Origin of the sequence: Stutzerimonas frequens (assembly GCF_024448335.1) — a bacterium.
Lineage (GTDB): Bacteria > Pseudomonadota > Gammaproteobacteria > Pseudomonadales > Pseudomonadaceae > Stutzerimonas > Stutzerimonas frequens.
Genome location: NZ_JAMOHM010000010.1, coordinates 37,211 through 57,863 on the forward strand (window position 1 = coordinate 37,211; position 20,653 = coordinate 57,863).

The window sequence follows — 20,653 nt, forward strand, 5'->3', positions numbered from 1 at the left end:
TCAAGGGCCCGTCAACGGGATGTGAAAAAAACGTCAAACCGCGCTGTCATGCAAGCGCACCTGAAAGCAGCTGCCCTGCGGTTGCCGCGGCACCACACCGACCTGCCAGCCCTGATGCGCGCAGATCCGCTTGACCAGCGACAGCCCCAGCCCCAGCCCTTCGCCACGCCCCTCGGCGCCACGAACGAACGGCTGGAACATGCGCTCCTGCTCCGCCAACGGGATGCCCACGCCGCTGTCCTCGACGCGAAAGCCGCCGTCACCGAGGACCAACCGCACCGTGCCGCGGTCGGTGTAATGCAGTGCGTTGCGCAGCAGGTTGGACATCACCGTGCCGAGCAGGGTGTGGTTGTAGACGCCGCGGTCCTCGCCCTCCTCCAGCAGCTCGAAAGCCAGGCCCTTTTCCGCCAGCAACGGTGCCCAGCGCTCGCTCTGCTCGGTCGCCACGCTCCGCAAGCTGGCGTCACCGGCCAAGGACGTCTGTTGCGGACGCGCCCGCGCCAGCATCAGGAAGGTTTCCACCAGCTCGTGCATTTCCCGCGCGGCCCGCTGGATGCGCGCCAGCGGTCGCTGCGCGGCTGGCGACAGCTCGGCCTGCTGCTCGAGCAGCTCGCAGGCGCCGAGCACCACCATCAGCGGGGTGCGCAGTTCGTGGCTGACATCGGCGGTGAACAGCCGCTCACGCTCGAGGGTCTGGCGCAGCTGGCCGAGGGTGCTGTCGAACGCCGCAGCCAGATGACCGACCTCGTCATCGGGATACTGCAAGGCCAGCGGCGGCGCCAGCGGATGCAGCTGGTCGCGGTGGCGCACCTGGTTGGCCAGGCGGCTGACCGGTGCCAACACCCGGTTGGCCATCAGCCGCCCCAGCGCCCAGGCGCCGAGCACGCTGAGCAGAAAGCCGGCCAGCACGACGTTGAACAGCGCATCCTCACGGGCCTCGAACTCGTGCTGCTCCTGCACCAGCACGTAGCGCTCAGCGCCGACCTTGCGCACATAGACGTAGTAGGCATCGTCCCCGCGAACCAGCTCGGTGAACCCCTCGCCGAGCCCGGCAAACGCCTTTGGCATCGGGTGCTCGGGCAGATGCGAGGCGAAGAAGTGGGTGCTGGTGTCCAGCTGCGGTGTCCGTCCGTTTGGCAGGTCCTCGTTGAGCACGATGTCCAGGTCGCGACTCAACTCCTCGGTGACCAGCTGTTCCTCGATGAAGTGCACCACACCGACGATGCCGAGGGCGAACGCCCCGCTCACCACCAGCGTCATCAGCGTGAAGGCGATGACGATCCGCCGCGCCAGCGGCTGCTTAGCGAGCATCGCAGTCCTCCGCCAGGCGAAAGCCGAGGCCATGCACGGTATGCAGCAGCGGCTTGGCGAAGGGTTTGTCGAGCACCTGGCGCAGCTGGTGGATATGGCTGCGCAACGCGTCGCTGTCCGGCACGTGATCACCCCAGACAGCTTCCTCCAGCGCTTCACGGCGCACCACCGCCGGGCTGCGCTGCATGAGGATCGCCAGCAGCTTGTGGCCGATGGGGTTGAGGCGGATCGGCTGGCCGTCACGGCTGGCTTCCAGGGTATCCAGGTCATAGCAGAGATCGGCCACCTGCAGCTGACGCCGGCGCGGCCCCTGGCAGCGCCGCAGGATCGCCTCGATACGGGCGACCAGCTCGGACAGCGCGAAGGGTTTGATCAGATAGTCGTCGGCACCGGCCTGCAGCCCCTTGATGCGGTCAGGCAGGGCATCGCGGGCGGTGAGCATGATGATCGGCGTATCGCGCCCGGCATCGTCACGCAGGCGCTTGCACACCTGCAGTCCGTCGATGCCCGGCAGCATCAGGTCCAGCACGATCAGGTCGTAGTCCTGCGTGGCGGCCAGGTGCAGGCCGCTGAGGCCGTCCTGCGCGCAGTCGACCACGTAGCCCTTGAGCTCCAGGTAATCGAGCACGTTGGCGAGGATGTCACGGTTGTCTTCGATGACCAGGATGCGCATCGCTGGGGTACTCGCTAGAAGTTTCGGAACGGCAGACGCTGCTTATTACGCCTGCGCGCGGCGCAGAACATAGCCGAGACGATGTGAAAAAAACGTCGCCTCGCCAGCCGCGCATTTAGCCCCGCGCGGCTTAAGACTGCCTTAAGTTTGCCCACCAACAATCCAGCCCAGGCTTCTAACCGAGGTTCCCCGATGGAACTGCCCTGGGTTGATCACACTGACATACTGGCCCGCATCGGCCGCGAGCCATCGCTCTGCCTGCAACTGACGCAAGCCGGCGAGGACCCGCGACGGCTGGCCCTGGAAGACTTCATTCGCCAGCGTTTCGCCGAGCACTACGGGGCGCGGGTGCGCCACTTCATGCCCTGCCTGCTCGGCCTGCATGGCGACGGCGGCCAGGTGCAGGGCGCGGTCGGCCTGCGCAGCGCGCAACGCCGCCCGCTGTTTCTCGAACGCTATCTGGACGAACCGATCGAGCAGGCCGTTGCCCGCCGCAGCGGCCGCCCGGTGCCGCGCGAGGAGATTGTCGAGGTCGGCAACCTGGCGGCCTTTGGCAATGCCTCGGCGCGCCTGCTGATCGTCGCGCTGACCGACCTGCTGGTCGCTCAGGGCTTTCGCTGGGTGGTGTTCACCGGCACGCCAGCGCTGCTCAACAGCTTCCAGCGCCTGGCGCTGGAGCCACTGCCACTGGGGCCGGCGGACCCGACGCGAATGGGCGACGAGCTGGCCGACTGGGGCAGCTACTACGCCAGCCGCCCGCAATTGATGGCCGGTGAGATCCTGCCCGGCCACCAGCGCCTGGTGCAGCTGGGCATCTACGCGCGGCTCGGCTACCAGCCGCTGTTCACCGGCGAGGTGCCCCATGCAGCCTGCAGCTGAACGTTTCTGGGCGACGCTTGAACGGCACAGCGGCATCGCCCTGGTCGAAGGCCCGCGCCAGCTGAGCTATGCCGAGTTGCGCCACGAGCTGGCCGCGCGCGCCAGCCAGCTGGAGCAGCTCGGTGTGCAGCGCGTCGCCCTGGCGCTGGACAACGGCCTGGACTGGGCGCTGTGGGACCTGGCCCTTCTGCGCGCCGGACTGGTCTGCGTGCCGCTGCCGGGGTTCTTTTCCCCGGCGCAGCAGGAGCATGTGCTGAACCACGCCGGCATCGACTGCCTGATCGGCGCCAGCAGCCCGCTCAGCGAGCGCTGCGGCTTCCAGCCGGGTGAACCCGGCTTGCACCTGCGCCAGCTGGACACCGTCTCGCCGGTGCCCGACGGCACGCTGAAGATCACCTACACCTCCGGCACCACCGGGCAGCCCAAGGGCGTCTGCCTGGATGCCGAGGCGCAGCTGGCGGTGGCCGAAAGCCTGTGGCAGGCCAGCCTGCCGTGTGAAGTACGGCAACACCTGTGCGTGCTGCCGCTGGCGACACTGCTGGAAAACATCGCCGGGCTCTACGCGCCGCTGCTGGCCGGTGCCCGGGTCGAGCTGCGGCCACTGGCCGAGATCGGCTTCAGCGGCGCAGCCGGCTTCGACCTGCCGCGCCTGGTCGCCACGTTGAACCAGACCCAGCCGCATAGCCTGATCCTGCTGCCGCAGCTGTTGCTGGCGCTGGTCAGTGCGGCCGAACAGGGCGTGCCATTGCCGACTTCGCTGCGTTTCATCGCCGTCGGTGGCGGCCGCGTTGCGCCGCAACTCCTGGAACGCGCCGAGCGCCTCGGGCTGCCGGTGTACGAAGGCTACGGGCTGTCCGAATGCGCCTCGGTGGTCTGCCTGAACACGCCGGAGGCACGGCGCATCGGCACGGTCGGCCGACCCTTGCCGCACGTCGAGCTGCGCCTGGCCGACGATGGCGAAGTACTGGTGCGCGGCCCGCAGATGCTCGGCTATCTCGGTGAACCTCCGCAGGTCGGCGAGTGGCTGGCGACCGGCGACCTCGGCCATATCGAGGACGGTTTCCTGACCCTGCACGGACGCAAGAAGCACCAGTTCGTCACCGCCTACGGGCGCAACGTCAACCCGGAATGGGTGGAGGCCGAACTGGTTCAGCGGGCGCCGATCGCCCAGGCCTGGCTGCACGGCGAGGCGCTGGCGCAGAACGTCGCCGTGCTGGTGCCGCGCCATCCCGAGCTCGGCGACGCCGAGCTGCAGGCGGCGGTCGAGCGGGTCAATACCGGCCTGCCGGATTACGCCCGCGTGCATCGCTGGCTGCGTGCCGATGCGCCATTCAGCGTCAGCAACGGCCTGGCCACCGCCAACGGCCGCCTGCGCCGCAATGCCCTCTTCAACCATTACCAATCGGCGATCAACGCCCTTCAGTCCTGATTTTCGAGGTTCACCATGAATTTCTTCGACCAGTTGCAACACCAGACCAGCGCCGAACGCGAATACCTGCTGGCCGCGCCGATCATCCATTCGGCGCTCGACGGCAGCGCCACCCTTGAGCAGTACATCGCTTTCCTCACCCAGGCCTACCACCACGTCAAGCACACCGTACCGCTGCTAATGGCCTGTGGCGCGCGCCTGCCGGAGCGACTGGAATGGCTGCGCGAGGCGATCGCCGAGTACATCGAGGAAGAGATCGGCCACCAGGAGTGGATCCTCAACGACATTCGCGCCTGCGGCGGCGATGCCGAGGCGGTGCGCCACGGTCAGCCGGCGCTGCCTACCGAGTTGATGGTCGCCTATGTCTACGACCGCATCGCCCGGCACAACCCGGCGAGCTTCTTCGGCATGGTCAACGTGCTGGAAGGCACCAGCATCGCCCTCGCCACCCAGGCCGCCGGCGTGCTGCAGGACAAACTCCAGCTGCCGGCCAAGGCGTTCAGCTACCTGACCTCCCACGGCAGCCTGGACATGGAGCACATCGAGTTCTTCAAGAAGCTGATGAACCGCCTCGACAACGAGGACGACAAGGCCGCGGTGGTGCACACCGCCCGCGTGGTCTATCGCCTCTACGGCGACATCTTCCGCAGCCTGACCGCAGCGGAGCACGACCATGCAACTGCGTGACGCGCGCATCCTGCTCACCGGCGCCAGCGGCGGTATCGGCCAGCTGCTGGTCGAGCGGCTCTGTGCCCAGGGTGCGCAATTGCTGCTGGTGGGGCGCAGCAGCATTGCCCTGGAAACCCTGGCCCGCCGTTATCCCGCGCAGATCAGCCTGGTCACGGCCGACCTCAGCCAGCGCAACGGACGACAGCTGGTGCTGGACGCCGCGCGGCGCTTCGGCGGGCTCAACTGCCTGGTCAATGCCGCCGGGATCAACCAGTTCAGCCTGCTGGAGAGCCAGAGCGAGGACGCCATCGCCCGGCTGATCGAACTCAACGTCACCGCCACCCTACAGCTGACCCACCTGCTGCTGCCGCTGCTGCGCCAGCAACCACAGGCGCTGCTGGTCAACCTCGGTTCGACCTTTGGTTCGATCGGCTTTCCGGGCTTCGCCGCCTACTGCGCGAGCAAGTTCGCCCTGCGCGGCTTCTCCGAGGCGTTGCGCCGCGAGCTGGCCGACAGCCAGATCAAGGTGCTCTACATCGCTCCGCGCGCCACCCGCACGGCCATGAACAGCGCCCAGGTGGTGGCGATGAACGACGAGCTGAAGGTGGAAATGGACGACCCCCGCGAGGTCGCCGAGCAGATCCTGCGCGCCATCGTCAGCGAGCGCGAAGAGCTCTACCTCGGCTGGCCGGAAAAACTCTTCGTGCGCCTCAACGGCCTGCTGCCGCGCCTGGTCGACCTGGCGCTGCGCAAGCAGCTGCCGGTGGTCAAGCGCTTCGCCCGCGCAGAACAACCACAGCCACCCGCATCACAACCCACCTCCACCGGAGAACACCCATGAAGCCTCTGCTCGGCCTCTGCGCCCTGATGCTGGCCCTCGCCAGCCAACTCTCCTTCGCCCTCAGTCCGGCCGGTGAATCGTCACTGCGCCAGATCCAGACGCACTGGGCGGAGATCAACTACCAGACGCCAGAGGCAAAGCGCGAAGCCGCCTTCGCCAAACTCGCCGACGAGGCGGAACAGGTCGTGGCCGCCGAGCCGAACGCCGCCGAGCTGCATGTCTGGCACGGCATCGTGCTCAGTACCTGGGCCGGCGCCAAGGGCGGGCTCGGCGCGCTGGCACTGGTCAAACAGGCCAAGGCCGAATTCGAAAAGGCCATCGAACTCAACCCGGCGGCACTCGACGGCTCGGCCTACACCAGTCTGGCCAGCCTCTACTATCAGGTGCCCGGCTGGCCGATCGGCTTCGGCGACGAGGACAAGGCCGAGGCGCTGTTCCAGCAGGCACTGGCGCTGAACCCGAACGGCATTGACCCGAACTATTTCCACGGCGATTTCCTGCTGCGCCAGAAGCGCTACGGCGAAGCGCGCACGGCGCTGGAAAAAGCGCTCGCCGCGCCGGCCCGCCCCGGTCGTGAAGTCGCTGATGCCGGGCGCCGCGACGAAGCTCGCGCGCTGCTCGCGCAGGTCAAGGAAAAGCTGGAATAACCGGCTGCGGCGGCGTTGAATGCACGGCAATGCCGCGAACCCTTCAAGACAACAGGAACGACATGCGCATTCTGCTGGTGGAAGACGATCGCGCCCTTGGCGAGGGCATCCGCACCGCGCTCAGGCCCGAGGGCTACACGGTCGACTGGCTGCAGGACGGGGCCAGCGCGCTGCATGCACTGAGCCACGAGAGCTTTGAGCTGGCCATCCTCGATCTCGGTTTGCCGCGGCTGGACGGGCTTGAGCTACTCAAGCGCCTGCGCGCCGCCGGTAATCCGCTGCCGGTGCTGGTGCTCACCGCCCGCGATGCCACGGACGACCGCATCGCCGGGCTGGATGCCGGCGCCGATGATTACCTGGTCAAACCCTTCGATGTCGCCGAGCTCAAGGCACGCCTGCGCGCCCTGCTCCGGCGCAGCTTCAACCGGCCGGAGCCGGTGCTGGATTACCGCGGGATTCGCCTCGATCCGGTCAATCAGCAGGTCAGCTACCAGGGCACGCCGATCAACCTGCCGCGCAAGGAGTTCGTCCTGTTGCACGAGCTGATCGCCCAGCCCGGTCGCGTGCTGACCCGTGATCGCCTGCAGCAGGTGCTCTACGGCTGGGACGAGGAAGTCGAGAGCAACGCGCTGGAGGTGCACATCCATCACCTGCGCAAGAAGTTCTTTCCCGAGCTGATCCGCACCGTACGCGGCGTCGGCTATCTGGTGGACAAATGCTGAAGCGCTCGATCCGCCAGCGCACCCTGGCCCTGCTGCTCGGCACTCTGCTGATCTCGCTGAGCCTGATTTCCTGGCGCAGCTACCGCGACGCCCGTCATGAGATCGAGGAGCTGTTCGACGCCCAGCTGGCGCAGAGTGCGCGGCTGGTGCAGGGGCTGGTCGGCCGCGAGATGGACCCGCAGGCCCGCGGTGCGCTGCAGGCGGCACTCAATGCCGCGGTGAACGCACGCCGCGACCAGGGCGTACCCGGCCACGACTACGAGACCAAGCTGGGCTTTCAGGTGTATGCCACCGACGGCAGCACCCTGCTGCAGTCAGCCGGCGCTCCGGATGGCGCACTGCAGCAGCTGCTCGCCGGGCTTGGCGATGCGCCGAACTTCGCACGACTGCCCGCCGGCTACCACGACGTGCTGCTGGGCGGTCACGCCTGGCGTCTGTTCCTGCTGGAGGACCGCGAGGATGGGTTGTGGATCCTGCTCAGCGAACGCGGCGATGTGCGCGGCGAACTGGTCGGCAAGATCGCCCGCCGCAGCCTGCTGCCCGACCTGATCGGCCTGCCGCTGCTGGCGCTGCTGATCTGGCTGGCGGTGGGCTGGGGCCTGCGCCCACTGGCGCGCATGGCGCAGCTGCTCAAGAGCCGAGACCCACACAACCTCGCGCCCCTGCTGCTGGCGCCGCTGCCACAGGAACTGGAGCCGGTGGCCGCCTCATTGAACCGCCTGTTGCAGCAGGTCAACCAGTTGCTGGAACGCGAGAAACGCTTCATCGCCGACGCCGCCCACGAATTGCGCACGCCGCTGGCGGTGCTGCGCATCCATGCGCAGAACGCCCAGCAGGCTGCCAGCGAGGGCGAACGTGAGCAGGCCCTCGAACAGCTGATCGCCGGCGTCGACCGCACCACCCGGGTGGTCACCCAACTGCTGACCCTGGCGCGCCTGGAGCCAAGCGCCCAGCGCCTGAGCCTGGCAGACATCGATCTGCTGCCGCTGTGTCGTGAAACCTTGGCCGAGCTGACGCCTTTAGCGCTGGCACGCGGCCAGGAGCTGACGCTGGAGGCCGACGAGCAGGCCGACTCCCACCTCAGCGGCGATGCGGCGAGCCTGGCCACGCTGCTGCAGAACCTGGTCGGCAACGCCCTGCAGTACACACCGGAAGGCGGCCAGATCCAGGTAGGTCTCCAGGCCAACGCGACCACTGTCACGCTGCGGGTGGATGACACCGGCCCGGGCGTGCCAGCGACACAACGGGACAAGCTGTTCGAGCGCTTCTACCGCCAGAGCGACGGCGAGGGCGCAGGGCTGGGTCTGGCCATCGTCGCGCGTATCGCCGAGCTGCATGGTGCCAGCATCGAACTGGCCGACTCGCCCCTGGGCGGCCTGCAGGTCAGCGTGCACCTGCCCCGCCAGCCGCAGCCAGTGGCGGAATAGGTGCCGCGCGTCGGCGCCGGAGTCGCGTAGCCCGCAGCAGGCACCGTCCGTAGGGTGGAGGGCCGAAGCGATCCACCGCCCCTGCCCGCAGCTCCGCAGATACCGCGACAGCCTGCCGCAGCTGGCGCGGCCGCTCGCTAAGGTTCGCTTAAGCCAGGCGTCCTAGACTGCCGACATATCCCCACACGGAGTGCGTGAAAATGGCTGCTTCCACCCCACTGGCGCGCTACGGCCGACTGAGCATCGCCCTGCACTGGCTAATGCTGCTGTTGATTGCCGCGGTCTACGCCACCATTGAACTCAAGGGCAACTTCGCCAAGGGCAGCGAGCCACGCGAACTGCTCAAGCACTGGCACTTCATGCTCGGCATGACGGTATTCGTGCTGGTCTGGCTGCGGCTGATTGCCCGCTGGCTGCATCCTGCACCCAGGGCGCTTGCCGGCGCGGCTTGGGAACACGTCCTGGCCAAACTGATGCACCTGGGGCTGTACGCGCTGATGATCGGCCTACCGCTGCTGGGCTGGCTGACACTGAGCGCGGCGGGCAAGCCGATTCCCTTCTTCGGCCTCGAGCTGCCGGCACTGATCGGTGCGGACAAGAAGCTGGCCGGCGATTTCAAGGAACTGCATGAAACGCTGGCGGTAGCCGGCTATTGGCTGATCGGGCTGCATGCCGCGGCCGCGCTGTTCCATCAGTACGTACGCCGCGACGGTACGTTACAGCGGATGCTGCCGTCTTCGCCGCGATCCTGACCTGCCCATCAGAACGCCCAGAAACTGTAGCTGCCTGGGCGTTCTCATCCGGCCCACGATCAACGAGCAAACAGGAAAATTCCCATCGCGCCCCGGCGTGACCGGCGTAAGACACGCAGGCATCGTTTGCGACTAGACAGCAGCACCCGAGCGGGTGAGCAGATCGGACAGCGACAGGGTAAACATCAACACCAGCCAGAAGCCTGCCCCTAGCGCGAAGAAGCGCACCAACGGCGAGTGTGTGCCGAGTTGAGCGAGGCCGAAAAGCACGAGCGCGGCCTGTCCGGCGGCACAGGCCAGCGCGACATATGCCCATTGTGGATACCGAATGGCTATCGTCGCGCCAATGGCCAGCAGCACCAGCAAACCGGCATAGATCAGCACTTGCTTGCCTGTTCTCATGCCGCCCTCCCGACCAGATAGAGCGAGGGGTAGAGAAAGATCCAGACCATGTCTACCAGATGCCAGTACAGACCGACCATTTCCAGCGTGATGGCCCGCTGTGGCAGCTTCATGTGAGCGAAATGAATGCGCAACACCATCCCCAGCACGATCAGCACGGCGACGCTCACGTGCACCGCATGCAAGGCCGTACTGAAGAAGTAGATGTTCATGAACAGCCGCGCAGCCTCTGACTTGAGTGGCGATGCCTCACCCGCCCCTGGCAGCAGCCCTTCGCGATATTCCCAGCCGTACTCGAACGCCTTCACCCCCAGAAAGGCCAGGCCGAAGAACGCCGTCAACAACAGCAACTGCTGTACCCGGCGGTAATGGCCCAACCGCGAAGCCTGCACCATCAGGCTCATGCACAGGCTGCCGGTCAGCAGCAGCACACTGTTGAAACCGGCCAGAACGGCATGCAGGTGCTGCACCGCCTCGCCAACCGCGGCGGGATGTTGCAGCCGGTAGTAGGTGATGACCAGGAACAGCACGCCAAACATCATGATTTCGGTGGCGAGAAACAACCACATGCCGAGGAAGCTCGCCTCGCGCTGCTGGGCAGCGGTCTGGTAGGGCTCGGCCAGGTACTGCTCACGCACGTCCATGAGTCGCCTCGGGCGGATAGTCGTAGGCTTCGAAATCGACGATCGGCGTCTGCAGGAAATTGTGCTTCGGCGGCGGAGAGGAAGTGCGCCATTCCAGCCCGGCGGCTTCCCAGGGATCATCCGACGCCTTTGGCCCATAGCGTAGCGACCAAAGCAGATAGAAGAACGGCATGATGTAGCCAACCGCCAGTAGCGCCGCCCCCGTCGAGGACAGCACATGGAGGAACTGGAAGTCCTCCGGATAGCCGTGATAGCGCCGCGGCATGCCGAGATAGCCAAGCAGGAACTGCGGGAAGAAGGTCAGGTTGAAGCCGCAGAAGATCATCACCGCGGCGATCTTGCCCCACAGCTGCGAGTACATCCGCCCGGTCATCTTCGGCCACCAGAAGTGCAGCCCGCCGAAGAAGCCGGCGACCGCCGCGCCGACCATGATGTAGTGGAAATGGGCGACCACGAAGTAGGTGTCGTGCACATGCACGTCCGCTGCCAGCAGCGCGAGAAACAGGCCGGTGATGCCGCCGATGACGAACAGGCCGATGAAGGTCAGCGCATAGAGGAAATGCGCATCGATGGTCAGGTTGCTCTTGTAGAGCGTGGCAGTCCAGTTGTAGACCTTGATCGCCGAGGGGATCGCGACCAGGAAGCTGAGCAGCGAGAACACCATGCTGGCGTACATCGACTGCCCGGCGACGAACATGTGGTGGCCCCAGACCATGAAGCCGATCACCGCGATCGCCAGGCTCGAATAGGCAACGAAGCTGTAGCCGAAGATGCGCTTGTGCGCCGCCGCGGTGATCAGCTCGCTCATCACGCCCATCGCCGGCAGGATCATGATGTACACCGCCGGGTGGCTGTAGAACCAGAACAGGTGCTGAAACAGCAGCGGATCGCCGCCCAAGCGAGGGTCGAACACTCCGATGCCGAACAGGTGTTCACCCGCCACCAGCAGCAGCGTGATCGCCAGCACCGGCGTAGCCAGTACCAGAATCACCGACGTGGCGTACAGCGACCAGCAGAACAGTGGCAGGCGGAACCAGGTCATCCCCGGCGCGCGCAGGGTATGAATGGTGACGATGATGTTCAAGCCGGTGAGGATCGACGAGAAGCCGACGATGAACACACCGAGGATCACCGCCACCACATGACCGTTGCTGAACATCGTCGACAGCGGGGTGTAGAAGGTCCAACCGGTATCGACGCCGCCAGCCAGCAGCGCGTACAGGGTGAATATCCCGCCGCCGACCAGCAGGTACCAGCTGAACAGGTTGAGCTTGGGAAAAGCCATGTCCTTCGCGCCGATCATGATCGGGATGAGGAAGTTGCCGAACACCGCCGGGATCGACGGGATCAGGAAGAACCAGACCATCACCACGCCATGCAGGGTGAAGGCGCGGTTGTAACCATCGGGGCTGAGCAGGTCGCCCTCGGGTGTGACCAGCTCGATACGCACCAGGCTGGCGGCGAGACTGCCGAGAAAGAAGAACGCGGTGACGCCGATCAGGTAGAGAATCGCGATGCGTTTGTGGTCGGTGGTCAGCAGCCAGGTACGCAACCCGTGCTCGTCGGCGAGGTAACTGGGCGCGCGGTCGGCGGCGGGGTTCTTCTGGCTCAAGGCTGCATCTCCTCTGAAGTCGGACTGCGTGGGCTGTCGGCATGCGGTTCGCCCTGCCCGCCTTCACCGACCTGCCCGAGCGACTGGATGTATGCGGTCAGGCGCAGTACACCCTCTTCATCGATCACGTTGGCAAAGCTCGGCATGATCGGCTCGTAACCGGCAACGATGTGCTTGTGCGGCAACAGGATGCTGTCGCGGATGTAGGCCTGATCGGCGAGTACCGAGCTGCCGTCGTCCAGCGCTACCCGGCGGCCGTAGAGTCCCTGCAGATTCGGCGCCTTGGCCACCGAGGCCGGACCGTGGCAGCCGCTGCAGCCGAACTGGCGGAACAATACCGCGCCCTGCTCGGCCAACGACTCGCTGGCACCGGCCTGCGACAGCCAGCGCTCGTACTCCTGCGGCGGCTGCACAATCAGCGTGGCGAGCATCTTCGAATGGTCGGTACCACAGTACTCGGCGCAGAACGCCTCATAGCGGCCAGCCTCGGTAGCGTTGAACCACAGCTGCGTGTAGCGCCCGGGCAGCAGGTCCTGCTTGATGCGCAGGGCCGGGAAATACAGGCTGTGGATGGCGTCCTGGGAGATCATGTTCAGCCGCACGGGACGCCCCACCGGCACGTGCAGCGTATTGATCTCGCGCTGCCCGCCGGGGTGCTGGAACTTCCACATCCACTGCTTGGCGACTACCTGGATCTCCATCGCATCGACCGGTGGCGTGCGGACCTCGTAGTACAGCTTGGCCGAGACCAGGTAGATGATCATCGAACCGATGAAGGGCAGCACGATCCAGGTCATCTCCACCTTCATGCTGCCGCGCGGGCGGTGGTCGCGCGGCACCCTGGTGTCTTTGCGATAGCGGATGGCGAACAGGATGGTAAGCACGAACACCGGCACCACGAAGATCGTCATCATTCCGGTGAACGACCAGACCAGCGCGTCGATGCTGTGCGCATGCTCCGAAGCCGTCTTTGGCCACAAGCGCACGAACTCATTCATCGCCGGCCTCCCGCTTGCGCCGTTCGCGCCATAGCGACAACCCGATGAAACCGAGCAACAGCGCCGCCGTGCCGGTACCGGCGACCTGCAGCGCCCCGATTACCCAGTTGTCATAGCCACCGGTGCGAGGGTTGTAGTGGTAGCAGAGCAGCAGGAGCTGATCGCTGAAATCACCCACCTGCCCTTCCCCTGCCTCGGTCAGCGCCAGGCGCAGGTCGTTGGGTTGATAGCCGAGCCCGTAGAGCCATTGCACAAGGACGCCGGCCGAGCTCAGCGCGGCCACTGCCGAGGCATGGGCGTACTCGTCGATCTGCGCGTCCCAACGGTAACGAAAACCCAGCGCCTCGCTGACGCGGCCGCTCGATGTCTCCGGCCCGGTCAGCAGATGGACCGCATCCGACCCGGCAAGCCGCGGCCAGCGCCTGGCCAGCCTGTCGCGCTCAGCGCGGGCATCAGCCGGCGTCTCGCGCGGGTCGAAGCTGTAGACGATCAGCACATAATCCCTGCCAAGCTCGAAGGGTACCGCGCTGAGCAGATTGAACAGGCTAGCCAGCTGCGTGCCACAGACGTTCGGACAGTTGTAATAGACCGGCACCAGCACCGCCGGCCGACCGTCGAGCAAATCGCCGAGGGTCACCGGGGTGCCGCTGTCGTCGGTAAAACGCATGTCCAGCGGCACTTGCGCGCCGGGGCGAGCATCGATGCCGGCGGCGGCGAAGGGATCGAAGGGCTCGTCGGCGTGAGCGATCAGACCCAGCATCAGCAGCCAGGCGGCGAGCAGCAGGCGGATCGTCATGGCTCGGCCCTCCGCTTGGCCTGTTGCAGACGAACGCCTTCGTCGCCGCGAGCCTCCACCGGCGCCGGCCAGCCGCGCTCGAGTAGCAGCGCACGCGCGCGTTCCAGCGGAATGCGCGCAATGCCGGCCTCGCGGTCGGCCCAGGCGTAGTGGCGCAGGCGCTCCTCCGCCTCGCCAATGACCCGCTTGGCGTTGCGGTGCGCGTCGCTTTCCAGGCGCGGCCGAGGCGGGATGATCGTGTCGCGCTCCAGCGCCGTCACCCGTGCCTCGGGTTCTGAGTTGTAGTAGCCAATCAGCATGCCGACACCCAGCAGCCCGGCCACCAGTGTCGCCAGCAGACCAAAACCGATCACCAGCAGCACCTTGACGTTGGCATCCTGATGCTCGAAACCGTCTTCGCGCGAACGTGGGTCGACCGGCACGCTCATGCGGACCTCCTCGGCAGGACCTGGAGGGCCATCGCCCCTGCGCCCGCTGCCACCGCGGCGGCCATGGCCAGCCCAACCCAGAGCGCGTTCAGCCCGGCCAGACTGGCCAGGCTGAGCCAGGCACCTTCGGCCAGCCCCAGCAGCAGCGTGGCGGCAGCGAGCACGGCCAGCGGTCGGTGCCGTCCGGAAAATCGCCACCAGGTCGCGAAGAAGACCAGGCTCTGCAGCGCCACCAGCCAGGTCAACAGCGGCCATTCGCGCCCGCGCACCTCGTACCAGTGCACCTCCTCCGGCAGGTTGCCGTACCAGACGATCAGGTACTGCATGAAATGCAGGTAGATCCACGCCAGCGTCGCGGCGCAAAGCAGCCCGCGCAGCACGCCTGGGCGCGACGCGCCGGCCATCAGGCACAGCAGGATGCAGGCGGCGATGCCCGACAGCAGCAGCCGTCCGAGCCAGAGCAGGCCGAAGATGCTCGAGGCGAAATGCGGCGCCATCGATTGCGCCCAATCCATCGCGGCCAAGGACACACTCAAAACCACCGCGATCAGCCCCAGCCCGGCGCCGGCGGGGTTACGCAAGGTGGTCGGCAACAGCCAGCGCGCCAGCGCCCACCAGAGCGCAACGTAAAGCTGGCCACGCACGACGAAACTCGGCCACCACAACCAGAGCGCGCGAAAGCCGTTGCTGTACTGGTGCATCCATTCGTAAATCAACCCGGCGCCGAGCAGGCCGGGCAGCACCATCAGCACTAGCGCCGGCATGGCCCGGCTCGCCACCAGTGCCCAGGGCCAGAGCTGGTCGCGCGCGCTGCCGCTGACAGGCGCCAGCGCCAGGCCCAGCGCCAACCCGCCGAGCGGAAGGCCGGCAAGCCCGAGCACACTGGCGACGCAGGCTGCCAGGGTGTCGCGCGGAGCCCACAGTAGCCCGACGCCAACGCCCAGCACGCCCAGGGCGAACGCGGACCAGGCCAGCGTGCGCGGATTTCGACCGCTCATGGCTGCGCCTCCAGCGCCTGGCGGTCGGCCAGGGGCAACGCCGCGGCTACAGCGTGCCGAGCCAGCTGCAGGCTGCGGATATGCGCGACGATCGCCCAGCGATCGGCCGGTGCGACCCGCGCGGCATAGCTGTACATCACGCCGTAGCCGTGCTCGATCACCTCGAGGAAATGCCGATCCGGCGCCTGCCGCAAGCGTGCCTCGGCAAAATCCGGCGGCTGCGGAAAGCCGCGGTTGACCACGGTGCCGAGGCCATCGCCGGCCAGTCCATGGCAGGGCATGCAGTTGATGCGATAGCGCTCCTCGCCACGCGCCAGCAGCGCAGCCGTCAGCGGCGGGCGCCTGGCCAGCACCGCCTCCCGGGCCAGCTCGCCGCGGGCGACCGTGCCCAGTGGTGGCGCCTGGTTGACCTTGCCGTCCGGGAAGAACTGGCTCGCCTCCTGCGCATCGGCGCGCGGCTGCCGGGCCATCTGGTCGCAACCGGCGAGCGCGAGGATCGAAGCGGTCAGACACAGGCCGACCCAATAGCGGACGTCGTGGCGCCAGCGGTACGTGATCATGCGGGCACCTCGCTCACCGACACCGCGCGCTCAGCGAGCCACAGGGCAGTCCCGACCGGGTCGAACAGCGGATCGTCGGCGCGGATGCAGAGCAGGAAGCGATCGTTCGTGGCGCGCTGAAACGCCTCCATCTCGAATAACGGATGGTGCAGCAGCGGCAACCGGCAGAGCACCAGCAACCCCAGCAGCGCACCGATTGCCCCGCCGGTGATCGTTAGCAGGAAGGCGATCACCGCGAAGCCCTGCAGCGCGATCAACGGCCGGCCGCCGATATCAAGCGGATAGCTCCAGTTGGCGTAGAGCTGCATGGCCAGTCCCAGCCCGCCGCCGACCAGCGCGCCGAGGATGCCGGCCCTATAGGCGCCGTTGCTGCGCTGGCCGAGTATCGGCTCGAGTTCGGGTAGCTGGAACGGGCTGTACGCCTCCAGCCGGGTGTAGCCGGCTTCGCGGGCCGCGCGGGCGGCCTCCAGCAGCCGCTCGGGATGGGCGTAGTCGGCGAGCAGGCCGTAGCAGCGCTCAGTCATCGCCGTCTCCCCGATAGCGGTGCAGCGCCTCCTTCACCTCGAAAGTCGAGATCATGGGCAACAGGCGGATGAACAGGCAGAACGGCACCAGGAACAGGCCGAAGGTACCGATGAACAGCGACCAGTCCCAGAACGTCGGGCTATAGCTCTGCCAGGACGAGGTCAGGTAGTCGCGGGTCGCCGGCACGACGATCAGCATCCAGCGCTCGCACCACATGCCAATGAGCACGCCGACGGCGATCGCCAGCAAGGCCTTGCCACTGCGCCGCACCTGCGGCCACCAGAGCGCCTGCAGGCAGATCAGGTTGAAGAAGATCGCCGTCCACCAGCTCCAGGCCATCGGCCCGCTGAGCCGCTCCATCGTTACGGTGATCTCATGCTCCTTCCCCGAATAGAAGGCGATGAAGGTGTCGGCGAAATAGCCGTAGGCGGTCATCCAGCCGCTGGCCAGCAGCAGCACGCCGAGCACGTCGAGGTGCTTGCGCGTGATCAGCAGGTGCCAGCCGAAGAAGCGCCGCAGGCCCAGCGCGATCACGATCACCAGGGCGAAGCCGGAGAAGATCGCACCAGCGACGAAATACGGCGGGAACACCGTCGAGTGCCACCCGGTTTCCGGCGCCAGATCGAGCAGGAAGGAATAGCCGCTGGACACTGCGAACACCAGCGGAATCGCCAGGAGCGCGACGAAACGGTAGGCCCGGCGCCAGTGTGCCCAGTGCGATGAGGCGCCACGCCAGCCGAACGCCAGCAGGCCGTAGAACACCTTGTAGCGGCGCTTGCGGGCGTGGTCGCGAGCCGAAGCGAAATCCGGAATGGCACCGATGTAGATGAATATCAGCGAGACGAACAGGTAAGCGAGCACGGCGAAGAAGTCCCAGGCCGTCGGGCTCTTGAACTGTGGCCACAGCTCCATGGTGTTCGGGTAGGGAGCACTCCAGTAGAACAGCCACGGCCGGCCTAGGTGCAGGATCGGGTAGATGCCGGCGCAGACCACCGCCATGATCGTCATCAGCTCGGCCAGGCGGTTGAGCGAATTGCGCCACGGACGGTTGAGCAGCAGCAGCATCGCCGAAATGAAGGTGCCGGCATGCCCAATCCCCAGCCACCACATGTAGTTGAGGATGGGAAAGCCCCAGTTGACCGGGATGTTGTTGCCGAACACGCCGACGCCACGCCAGAGCACCACCACTGCCGAGGCGACGAACAAGCCCAGCAGCAGGCAGCTGACGATGAACAACGCCCACCAGGCGCGGCGATAACGGGCGAAATCCACCGGAATGGTCAGCACACGGTCAGACACCTCGCCGAGCGGCAGCTGCCGCGGCAGGAAGTGCGGCGTGTCGGCACCCGGATAGCGCGGGTCGAGCTCGGCGTGGCTCATGAGTTGTCCTCCACGACCTTCGGCAGCTCGACCAGCCCCAGGTAGGTGGTCTTCGGTCGCGTGCCGACCTCTTCCAGCAAGGCATAGTGACGCTGGGTGTCGCGGCCCTCGCGCACCCGCGCGACGGGGTCCGACAGGTCGCCGAAGACGATCGCCTGAGTCGGGCAGGCCTGCTGGCAGGCGGTCTGTACCTCACCGTCAGCCACAGGCCGGTCTTCGATGCGCGCGGCGATCCCGGCCTCGCTGATGCGCTGCACGCAGTAGGTGCACTTCTCCATGACACCGCGCGAGCGCACGGTGACGTTGGGGTTGCGCTGATGCTGGATCGACGGCTCGTCGTCGCCGGTCCAGTCGAACCAGTTGAAGCGGCGCACCTTGTACGGGCAGTAGCTCGAACAGGTGCGGGTGCCGATGCAGCGGTTGTAGATCTGCTCGTTCAGCCCGTCCGGGCCGTGCACGGTGGCGTTGACCGGGCAGCCGACCTCGCAGGGCGCTTGCTCGCAGTGCATGCAGGGCACAGGCTGGAAGGCCGAGGACTCCGGCTCGGCCGGGTCGCCCTGGTAGTAGTGGTCGACCCGCAGCCAGTGCATGTTGCGGCCGATGGCGACCTGCTCCTTGCCCACCACCGGGACGTTGTTCTCGGCCTGGCAGGCAACCACGCAGGCGTTGCAACCGATGCACTGGTCCAGATCGATGGTCATGCCCCACACCGGTTCGCTCGGCGGCGTCGGCGGGTAGAGCATCTTGCGCGGCTCGGCCGGGTACGTCGGTTCTGCCGCAACCTTGCGGTAGGCCGTCTCGCGTGGCTCGCTCCTGATGATTTGCTTGCCGTGCGGAATGTGCTGCGGCTGGGTGGTCGCCAGCGGCAGGTACTCACCGGTCCTCTCCAGCGTTGCGCCGCGGCGCAGCCAGGGTTCGTCAGCTGTGCGCAGCGGCGCGATGTCGTAACCCTGGTCATCGCCTACCCGCCCGGCACGGGTGCGGCCGTAGCCGGCGTACAGACTCAGCGTGCGCTCGGCGTGGCCGGGCATGATCCACACAGGACCGACAATCACCTGCTGGCCCAGCGTGACCCGTACCACGTCGCCGTTGGAAAGCCGCTGCTCCTCGGCGAGCTTTGGCGCAACACCGATGACGTTGTCCCAGGTCAGCTTGGTGATCGGCTTGGGCAGCTCCTGCAGCCAGCCGAGGTTGGCCAGTCGACCGTCCCACACGCAGGGGTCGGGCAGAAAGCGCAGGGACAGGCCTTCGGCCGCGGCGGGCGGCGCGCCCCAAGCCAGCGGCCGTGCATCGACCTTCACCGGCGGCAGTTCCGAGTCGGACAGAAAGCCGCGTTCCAGGGCTTGGCGCCAGGCGCTTTCGTCGAGCGATTGCCAGGTCTTGCGCAGCTCGGCGCGGCCGCTCGGGTCGAGATTGCCCTGCAGCAGCGCGAGGATCTCCGACAGCGTGCGGCTGCTGTAGAAGGTGCGCACCAGCGGCTGGCCGAGGCAGACGCTGCCATCCGCGGCGCGGCCGTCGTGCCAGCCGTCGAGGTCGTGGGTCAACGGCAGGTGCCAGTGGCTGAAGGCAGCGGTCTCGTCGTAGTAGAGCCCGGCATGGATGCGCAACGGGACACGGTCGAGCGCCTCGGCAAACGCGAGATCGGCCGGCGCCGTGTTCACCGGGTTGCAATCGAGCATCAGCAGCGTCTCGACCTGGCCGGCATGCATCGCCTCGACCAGCGCCGGCAGCTCGGCCAGACGTTGCCCGCCGGCCTCCAGCCAGAGCACCGGCTCACTGTAATCGAGCGTATGGCCGACATTGCTGAGCCGCGCGTTGAGCCGGTGCACGGCGGCCTGCACGTCCAGCGGGGTCCGCTCGCCAGCGGTGATCAAGCAACGGCCGCGCCGCGCCTCGAGCCCGCGGGCGACGGCCTCGATCCAGCGCTGACGTTCGGCCGGCAATGGCTCGCCGGGACCGCGCCCCTCGCCGAGCGCGGCCGCCAACGCCTGCAGGTAACGCGGCAGCTCGTCGGGTTCGATGCGCTTGCGCTCGCTGGCCCTGGCGCCGGTCAGCGTCGGCACCGATTCGACGATCAGCAGCCGCGCCTCGCCCTCCCCCTTCGCTGCGGCGCGCTTGCGTTCACCCCAGCGCACGGCGTGCGGCAGTTCGCGCGGCCCCGTGCCGAGCCAGTCGTGCTCGAAGCTCAGCACCCACTCGGCCGCATCGAAGCGGTAATGGGTTTCCAGCGGCCGTCCGAAGGCACGCTCGGCGGCACGGTAGCCGTCGCCTTCGAAGGGCTCGAAGCGATACAAACGGGCCTCGGGCCAGCGCTGCAGCAGGTCGCCGAGCTGGCGTTGCAAGGTCGGTGAACTGCTGGCGCCGAGCAGCAGGTGCAGGCCACGGCCGCGCTGGTGATCGAGGCGCTCGGCGGCGCCGCTGGCCTCGTGCTGAAAGCTGTCCCAAGTGGTGTCGACCCCCTTGAAGCGTGGCACCTGCGACCGGTCCGGGTCATACAGCTGAAGAATCATCGCCTGGATGATGGCGGTACTGGCGCCGCCGCTGAGCGGGTGCTGCGGGTTGCCTTCGAGCTTGGTCGGACGGCCGACGTGGGTACGCCCGAGCACCGGCTGTGCGTAGCCGGCGAAGGCTACCGAACTGGCATACCACTGCGCCTCGCCGGGGATGAGTTTTTCCGGTTGGCGGACATAGGGCACACCCTTCTCCGGCTTGCTACAGCCGGCCAGGCCGGCCATTGCCAGCGAGGCGCCCATCACCTGGAGAAAGCGGCGACGGTCCATTTGCGGCGCAACCGAGGGAAACTCGGTCTCGACGAACTCGGCGAACGCCGGCTCGTCGGCCAACTGTTCGAGGCTGCGCCAGTAGCGCGGGCCGCGCTCGTTTTCCAGACGCGCACGGATGGCCGTCCAGTCGAGTGGTGCGCGGTGCTGCGAGTTGGCGTCGTCTCGAATGTCCATGGC

Annotated in this window: 21 protein-coding genes; 8 read left to right on the plus strand and 13 right to left on the minus strand. The window is 66.9% G+C overall.

All coding sequences use genetic code 11. From position 1 onward, the window contains the following. Positions 1–33: 33 nt before the first annotated feature. Both NAO55_RS14445 and NAO55_RS14450 read right to left on the minus strand, forming a co-directional pair. Positions 34–1,311: a sensor histidine kinase gene (locus NAO55_RS14445; protein WP_102841336.1), complete on the minus strand. Its 1,278-nt coding sequence runs from the start codon at positions 1,309–1,311 to the stop codon at positions 34–36. Further along, on the minus strand, positions 1,301–1,984 hold the full coding sequence (locus tag NAO55_RS14450; RefSeq protein WP_102841337.1) for a response regulator transcription factor: 684 nt from the start codon (positions 1,982–1,984) through the stop codon (positions 1,301–1,303). The genes NAO55_RS14445 and NAO55_RS14450 overlap by 11 nt, the downstream gene beginning before the upstream one ends. A gap of 192 nt (positions 1,985–2,176) precedes the next feature. Between NAO55_RS14450 and NAO55_RS14455 the strand changes: the two genes are divergently transcribed. From NAO55_RS14455 to NAO55_RS14490, 8 genes are all read left to right on the plus strand, one after another. Continuing rightward, positions 2,177–2,863 (plus strand): thermostable hemolysin, encoded by a 687-nt coding sequence (locus NAO55_RS14455; protein WP_102841338.1) that lies wholly within the window; start codon positions 2,177–2,179, stop codon positions 2,861–2,863. Then, a complete protein-coding gene (locus tag NAO55_RS14460) occupies positions 2,847–4,292 on the plus strand; it encodes an AMP-binding protein (protein WP_102841339.1) in 1,446 nt (481 codons plus the stop codon). The genes NAO55_RS14455 and NAO55_RS14460 overlap by 17 nt, the downstream gene beginning before the upstream one ends. A gap of 15 nt (positions 4,293–4,307) precedes the next feature. Then, positions 4,308–4,979: an iron-containing redox enzyme family protein gene (locus tag NAO55_RS14465; protein WP_102841340.1), complete on the plus strand. Its 672-nt coding sequence runs from the start codon at positions 4,308–4,310 to the stop codon at positions 4,977–4,979. Next, a complete protein-coding gene (locus NAO55_RS14470; protein WP_102841341.1) occupies positions 4,966–5,802 on the plus strand; it encodes an SDR family oxidoreductase in 837 nt (278 codons plus the stop codon). Before NAO55_RS14465 ends, NAO55_RS14470 begins: the two co-directional genes overlap by 14 nt. Beyond that, complete coding sequence (locus tag NAO55_RS14475; protein ID WP_102841342.1) at positions 5,799–6,449, plus strand: tetratricopeptide repeat protein; 651 nt, start codon at positions 5,799–5,801, stop codon at positions 6,447–6,449. The genes NAO55_RS14470 and NAO55_RS14475 overlap by 4 nt, the downstream gene beginning before the upstream one ends. Positions 6,450–6,511: 62 nt before the next feature. Next, positions 6,512–7,171, plus strand: coding sequence for a response regulator (locus NAO55_RS14480; protein ID WP_063543475.1), 660 nt, complete (start codon positions 6,512–6,514; stop codon positions 7,169–7,171). Next, positions 7,165–8,598: an ATP-binding protein gene (locus tag NAO55_RS14485; RefSeq protein ID WP_102841343.1), complete on the plus strand. Its 1,434-nt coding sequence runs from the start codon at positions 7,165–7,167 to the stop codon at positions 8,596–8,598. Before NAO55_RS14480 ends, NAO55_RS14485 begins: the two co-directional genes overlap by 7 nt. A 200-nt stretch (positions 8,599–8,798) precedes the next feature. Next, positions 8,799–9,350, plus strand: coding sequence for a cytochrome b (locus NAO55_RS14490; RefSeq protein ID WP_102841344.1), 552 nt, complete (start codon positions 8,799–8,801; stop codon positions 9,348–9,350). Between the two features lie 132 nt (positions 9,351–9,482). On the opposite strand, the gene NAO55_RS14495 is transcribed toward NAO55_RS14490, so the two are convergent. The 11 genes from NAO55_RS14495 to NAO55_RS14545 are packed head-to-tail and all read right to left on the minus strand — an operon-like array spanning position 9,483 to position 20,650. Continuing rightward, on the minus strand, positions 9,483–9,752 hold the full coding sequence (locus NAO55_RS14495; protein WP_102841345.1) for a hypothetical protein: 270 nt from the start codon (positions 9,750–9,752) through the stop codon (positions 9,483–9,485). Beyond that, complete coding sequence (locus tag NAO55_RS14500; protein WP_102841346.1) at positions 9,749–10,396, minus strand: cytochrome c oxidase subunit 3; 648 nt, start codon at positions 10,394–10,396, stop codon at positions 9,749–9,751. The genes NAO55_RS14495 and NAO55_RS14500 overlap by 4 nt, the downstream gene beginning before the upstream one ends. Further along, complete coding sequence (locus tag NAO55_RS14505; RefSeq protein ID WP_102841347.1) at positions 10,383–12,008, minus strand: cytochrome c oxidase subunit I; 1,626 nt, start codon at positions 12,006–12,008, stop codon at positions 10,383–10,385. The genes NAO55_RS14500 and NAO55_RS14505 overlap by 14 nt, the downstream gene beginning before the upstream one ends. Next, positions 12,005–13,006: a cytochrome c oxidase subunit II gene (gene coxB, locus NAO55_RS14510; RefSeq protein WP_102841348.1), complete on the minus strand. Its 1,002-nt coding sequence runs from the start codon at positions 13,004–13,006 to the stop codon at positions 12,005–12,007. The genes NAO55_RS14505 and coxB overlap by 4 nt, the downstream gene beginning before the upstream one ends. Beyond that, on the minus strand, positions 12,999–13,802 hold the full coding sequence (locus NAO55_RS14515) for an SCO family protein (RefSeq protein WP_102841349.1): 804 nt from the start codon (positions 13,800–13,802) through the stop codon (positions 12,999–13,001). Before NAO55_RS14515 ends, coxB begins: the two co-directional genes overlap by 8 nt. Next, positions 13,799–14,230, minus strand: a complete 432-nt coding sequence (locus tag NAO55_RS14520; RefSeq protein WP_102841350.1) for a hypothetical protein — start codon at positions 14,228–14,230, stop codon at positions 13,799–13,801. Before NAO55_RS14520 ends, NAO55_RS14515 begins: the two co-directional genes overlap by 4 nt. Then, the gene (locus NAO55_RS14525) at positions 14,227–15,228 is read right to left on the minus strand and encodes a hypothetical protein (protein ID WP_102841351.1); all 1,002 of its coding nucleotides are present in this window, start codon (positions 15,226–15,228) and stop codon (positions 14,227–14,229) included. The genes NAO55_RS14520 and NAO55_RS14525 overlap by 4 nt, the downstream gene beginning before the upstream one ends. Beyond that, positions 15,225–15,788, minus strand: coding sequence for a c-type cytochrome (locus NAO55_RS14530; protein ID WP_102841352.1), 564 nt, complete (start codon positions 15,786–15,788; stop codon positions 15,225–15,227). The genes NAO55_RS14525 and NAO55_RS14530 overlap by 4 nt, the downstream gene beginning before the upstream one ends. Further along, on the minus strand, positions 15,785–16,312 hold the full coding sequence (locus NAO55_RS14535) for a quinol:electron acceptor oxidoreductase subunit ActD (protein ID WP_102841353.1): 528 nt from the start codon (positions 16,310–16,312) through the stop codon (positions 15,785–15,787). The genes NAO55_RS14530 and NAO55_RS14535 overlap by 4 nt, the downstream gene beginning before the upstream one ends. Then, positions 16,305–17,693 (minus strand): NrfD/PsrC family molybdoenzyme membrane anchor subunit, encoded by a 1,389-nt coding sequence (gene nrfD / locus NAO55_RS14540; RefSeq protein WP_102841354.1) that lies wholly within the window; start codon positions 17,691–17,693, stop codon positions 16,305–16,307. The genes NAO55_RS14535 and nrfD overlap by 8 nt, the downstream gene beginning before the upstream one ends. After that, positions 17,690–20,650: a TAT-variant-translocated molybdopterin oxidoreductase gene (locus NAO55_RS14545; RefSeq protein ID WP_102841355.1), complete on the minus strand. Its 2,961-nt coding sequence runs from the start codon at positions 20,648–20,650 to the stop codon at positions 17,690–17,692. Before NAO55_RS14545 ends, nrfD begins: the two co-directional genes overlap by 4 nt. Positions 20,651–20,653: the final 3 nt, after the last annotated feature.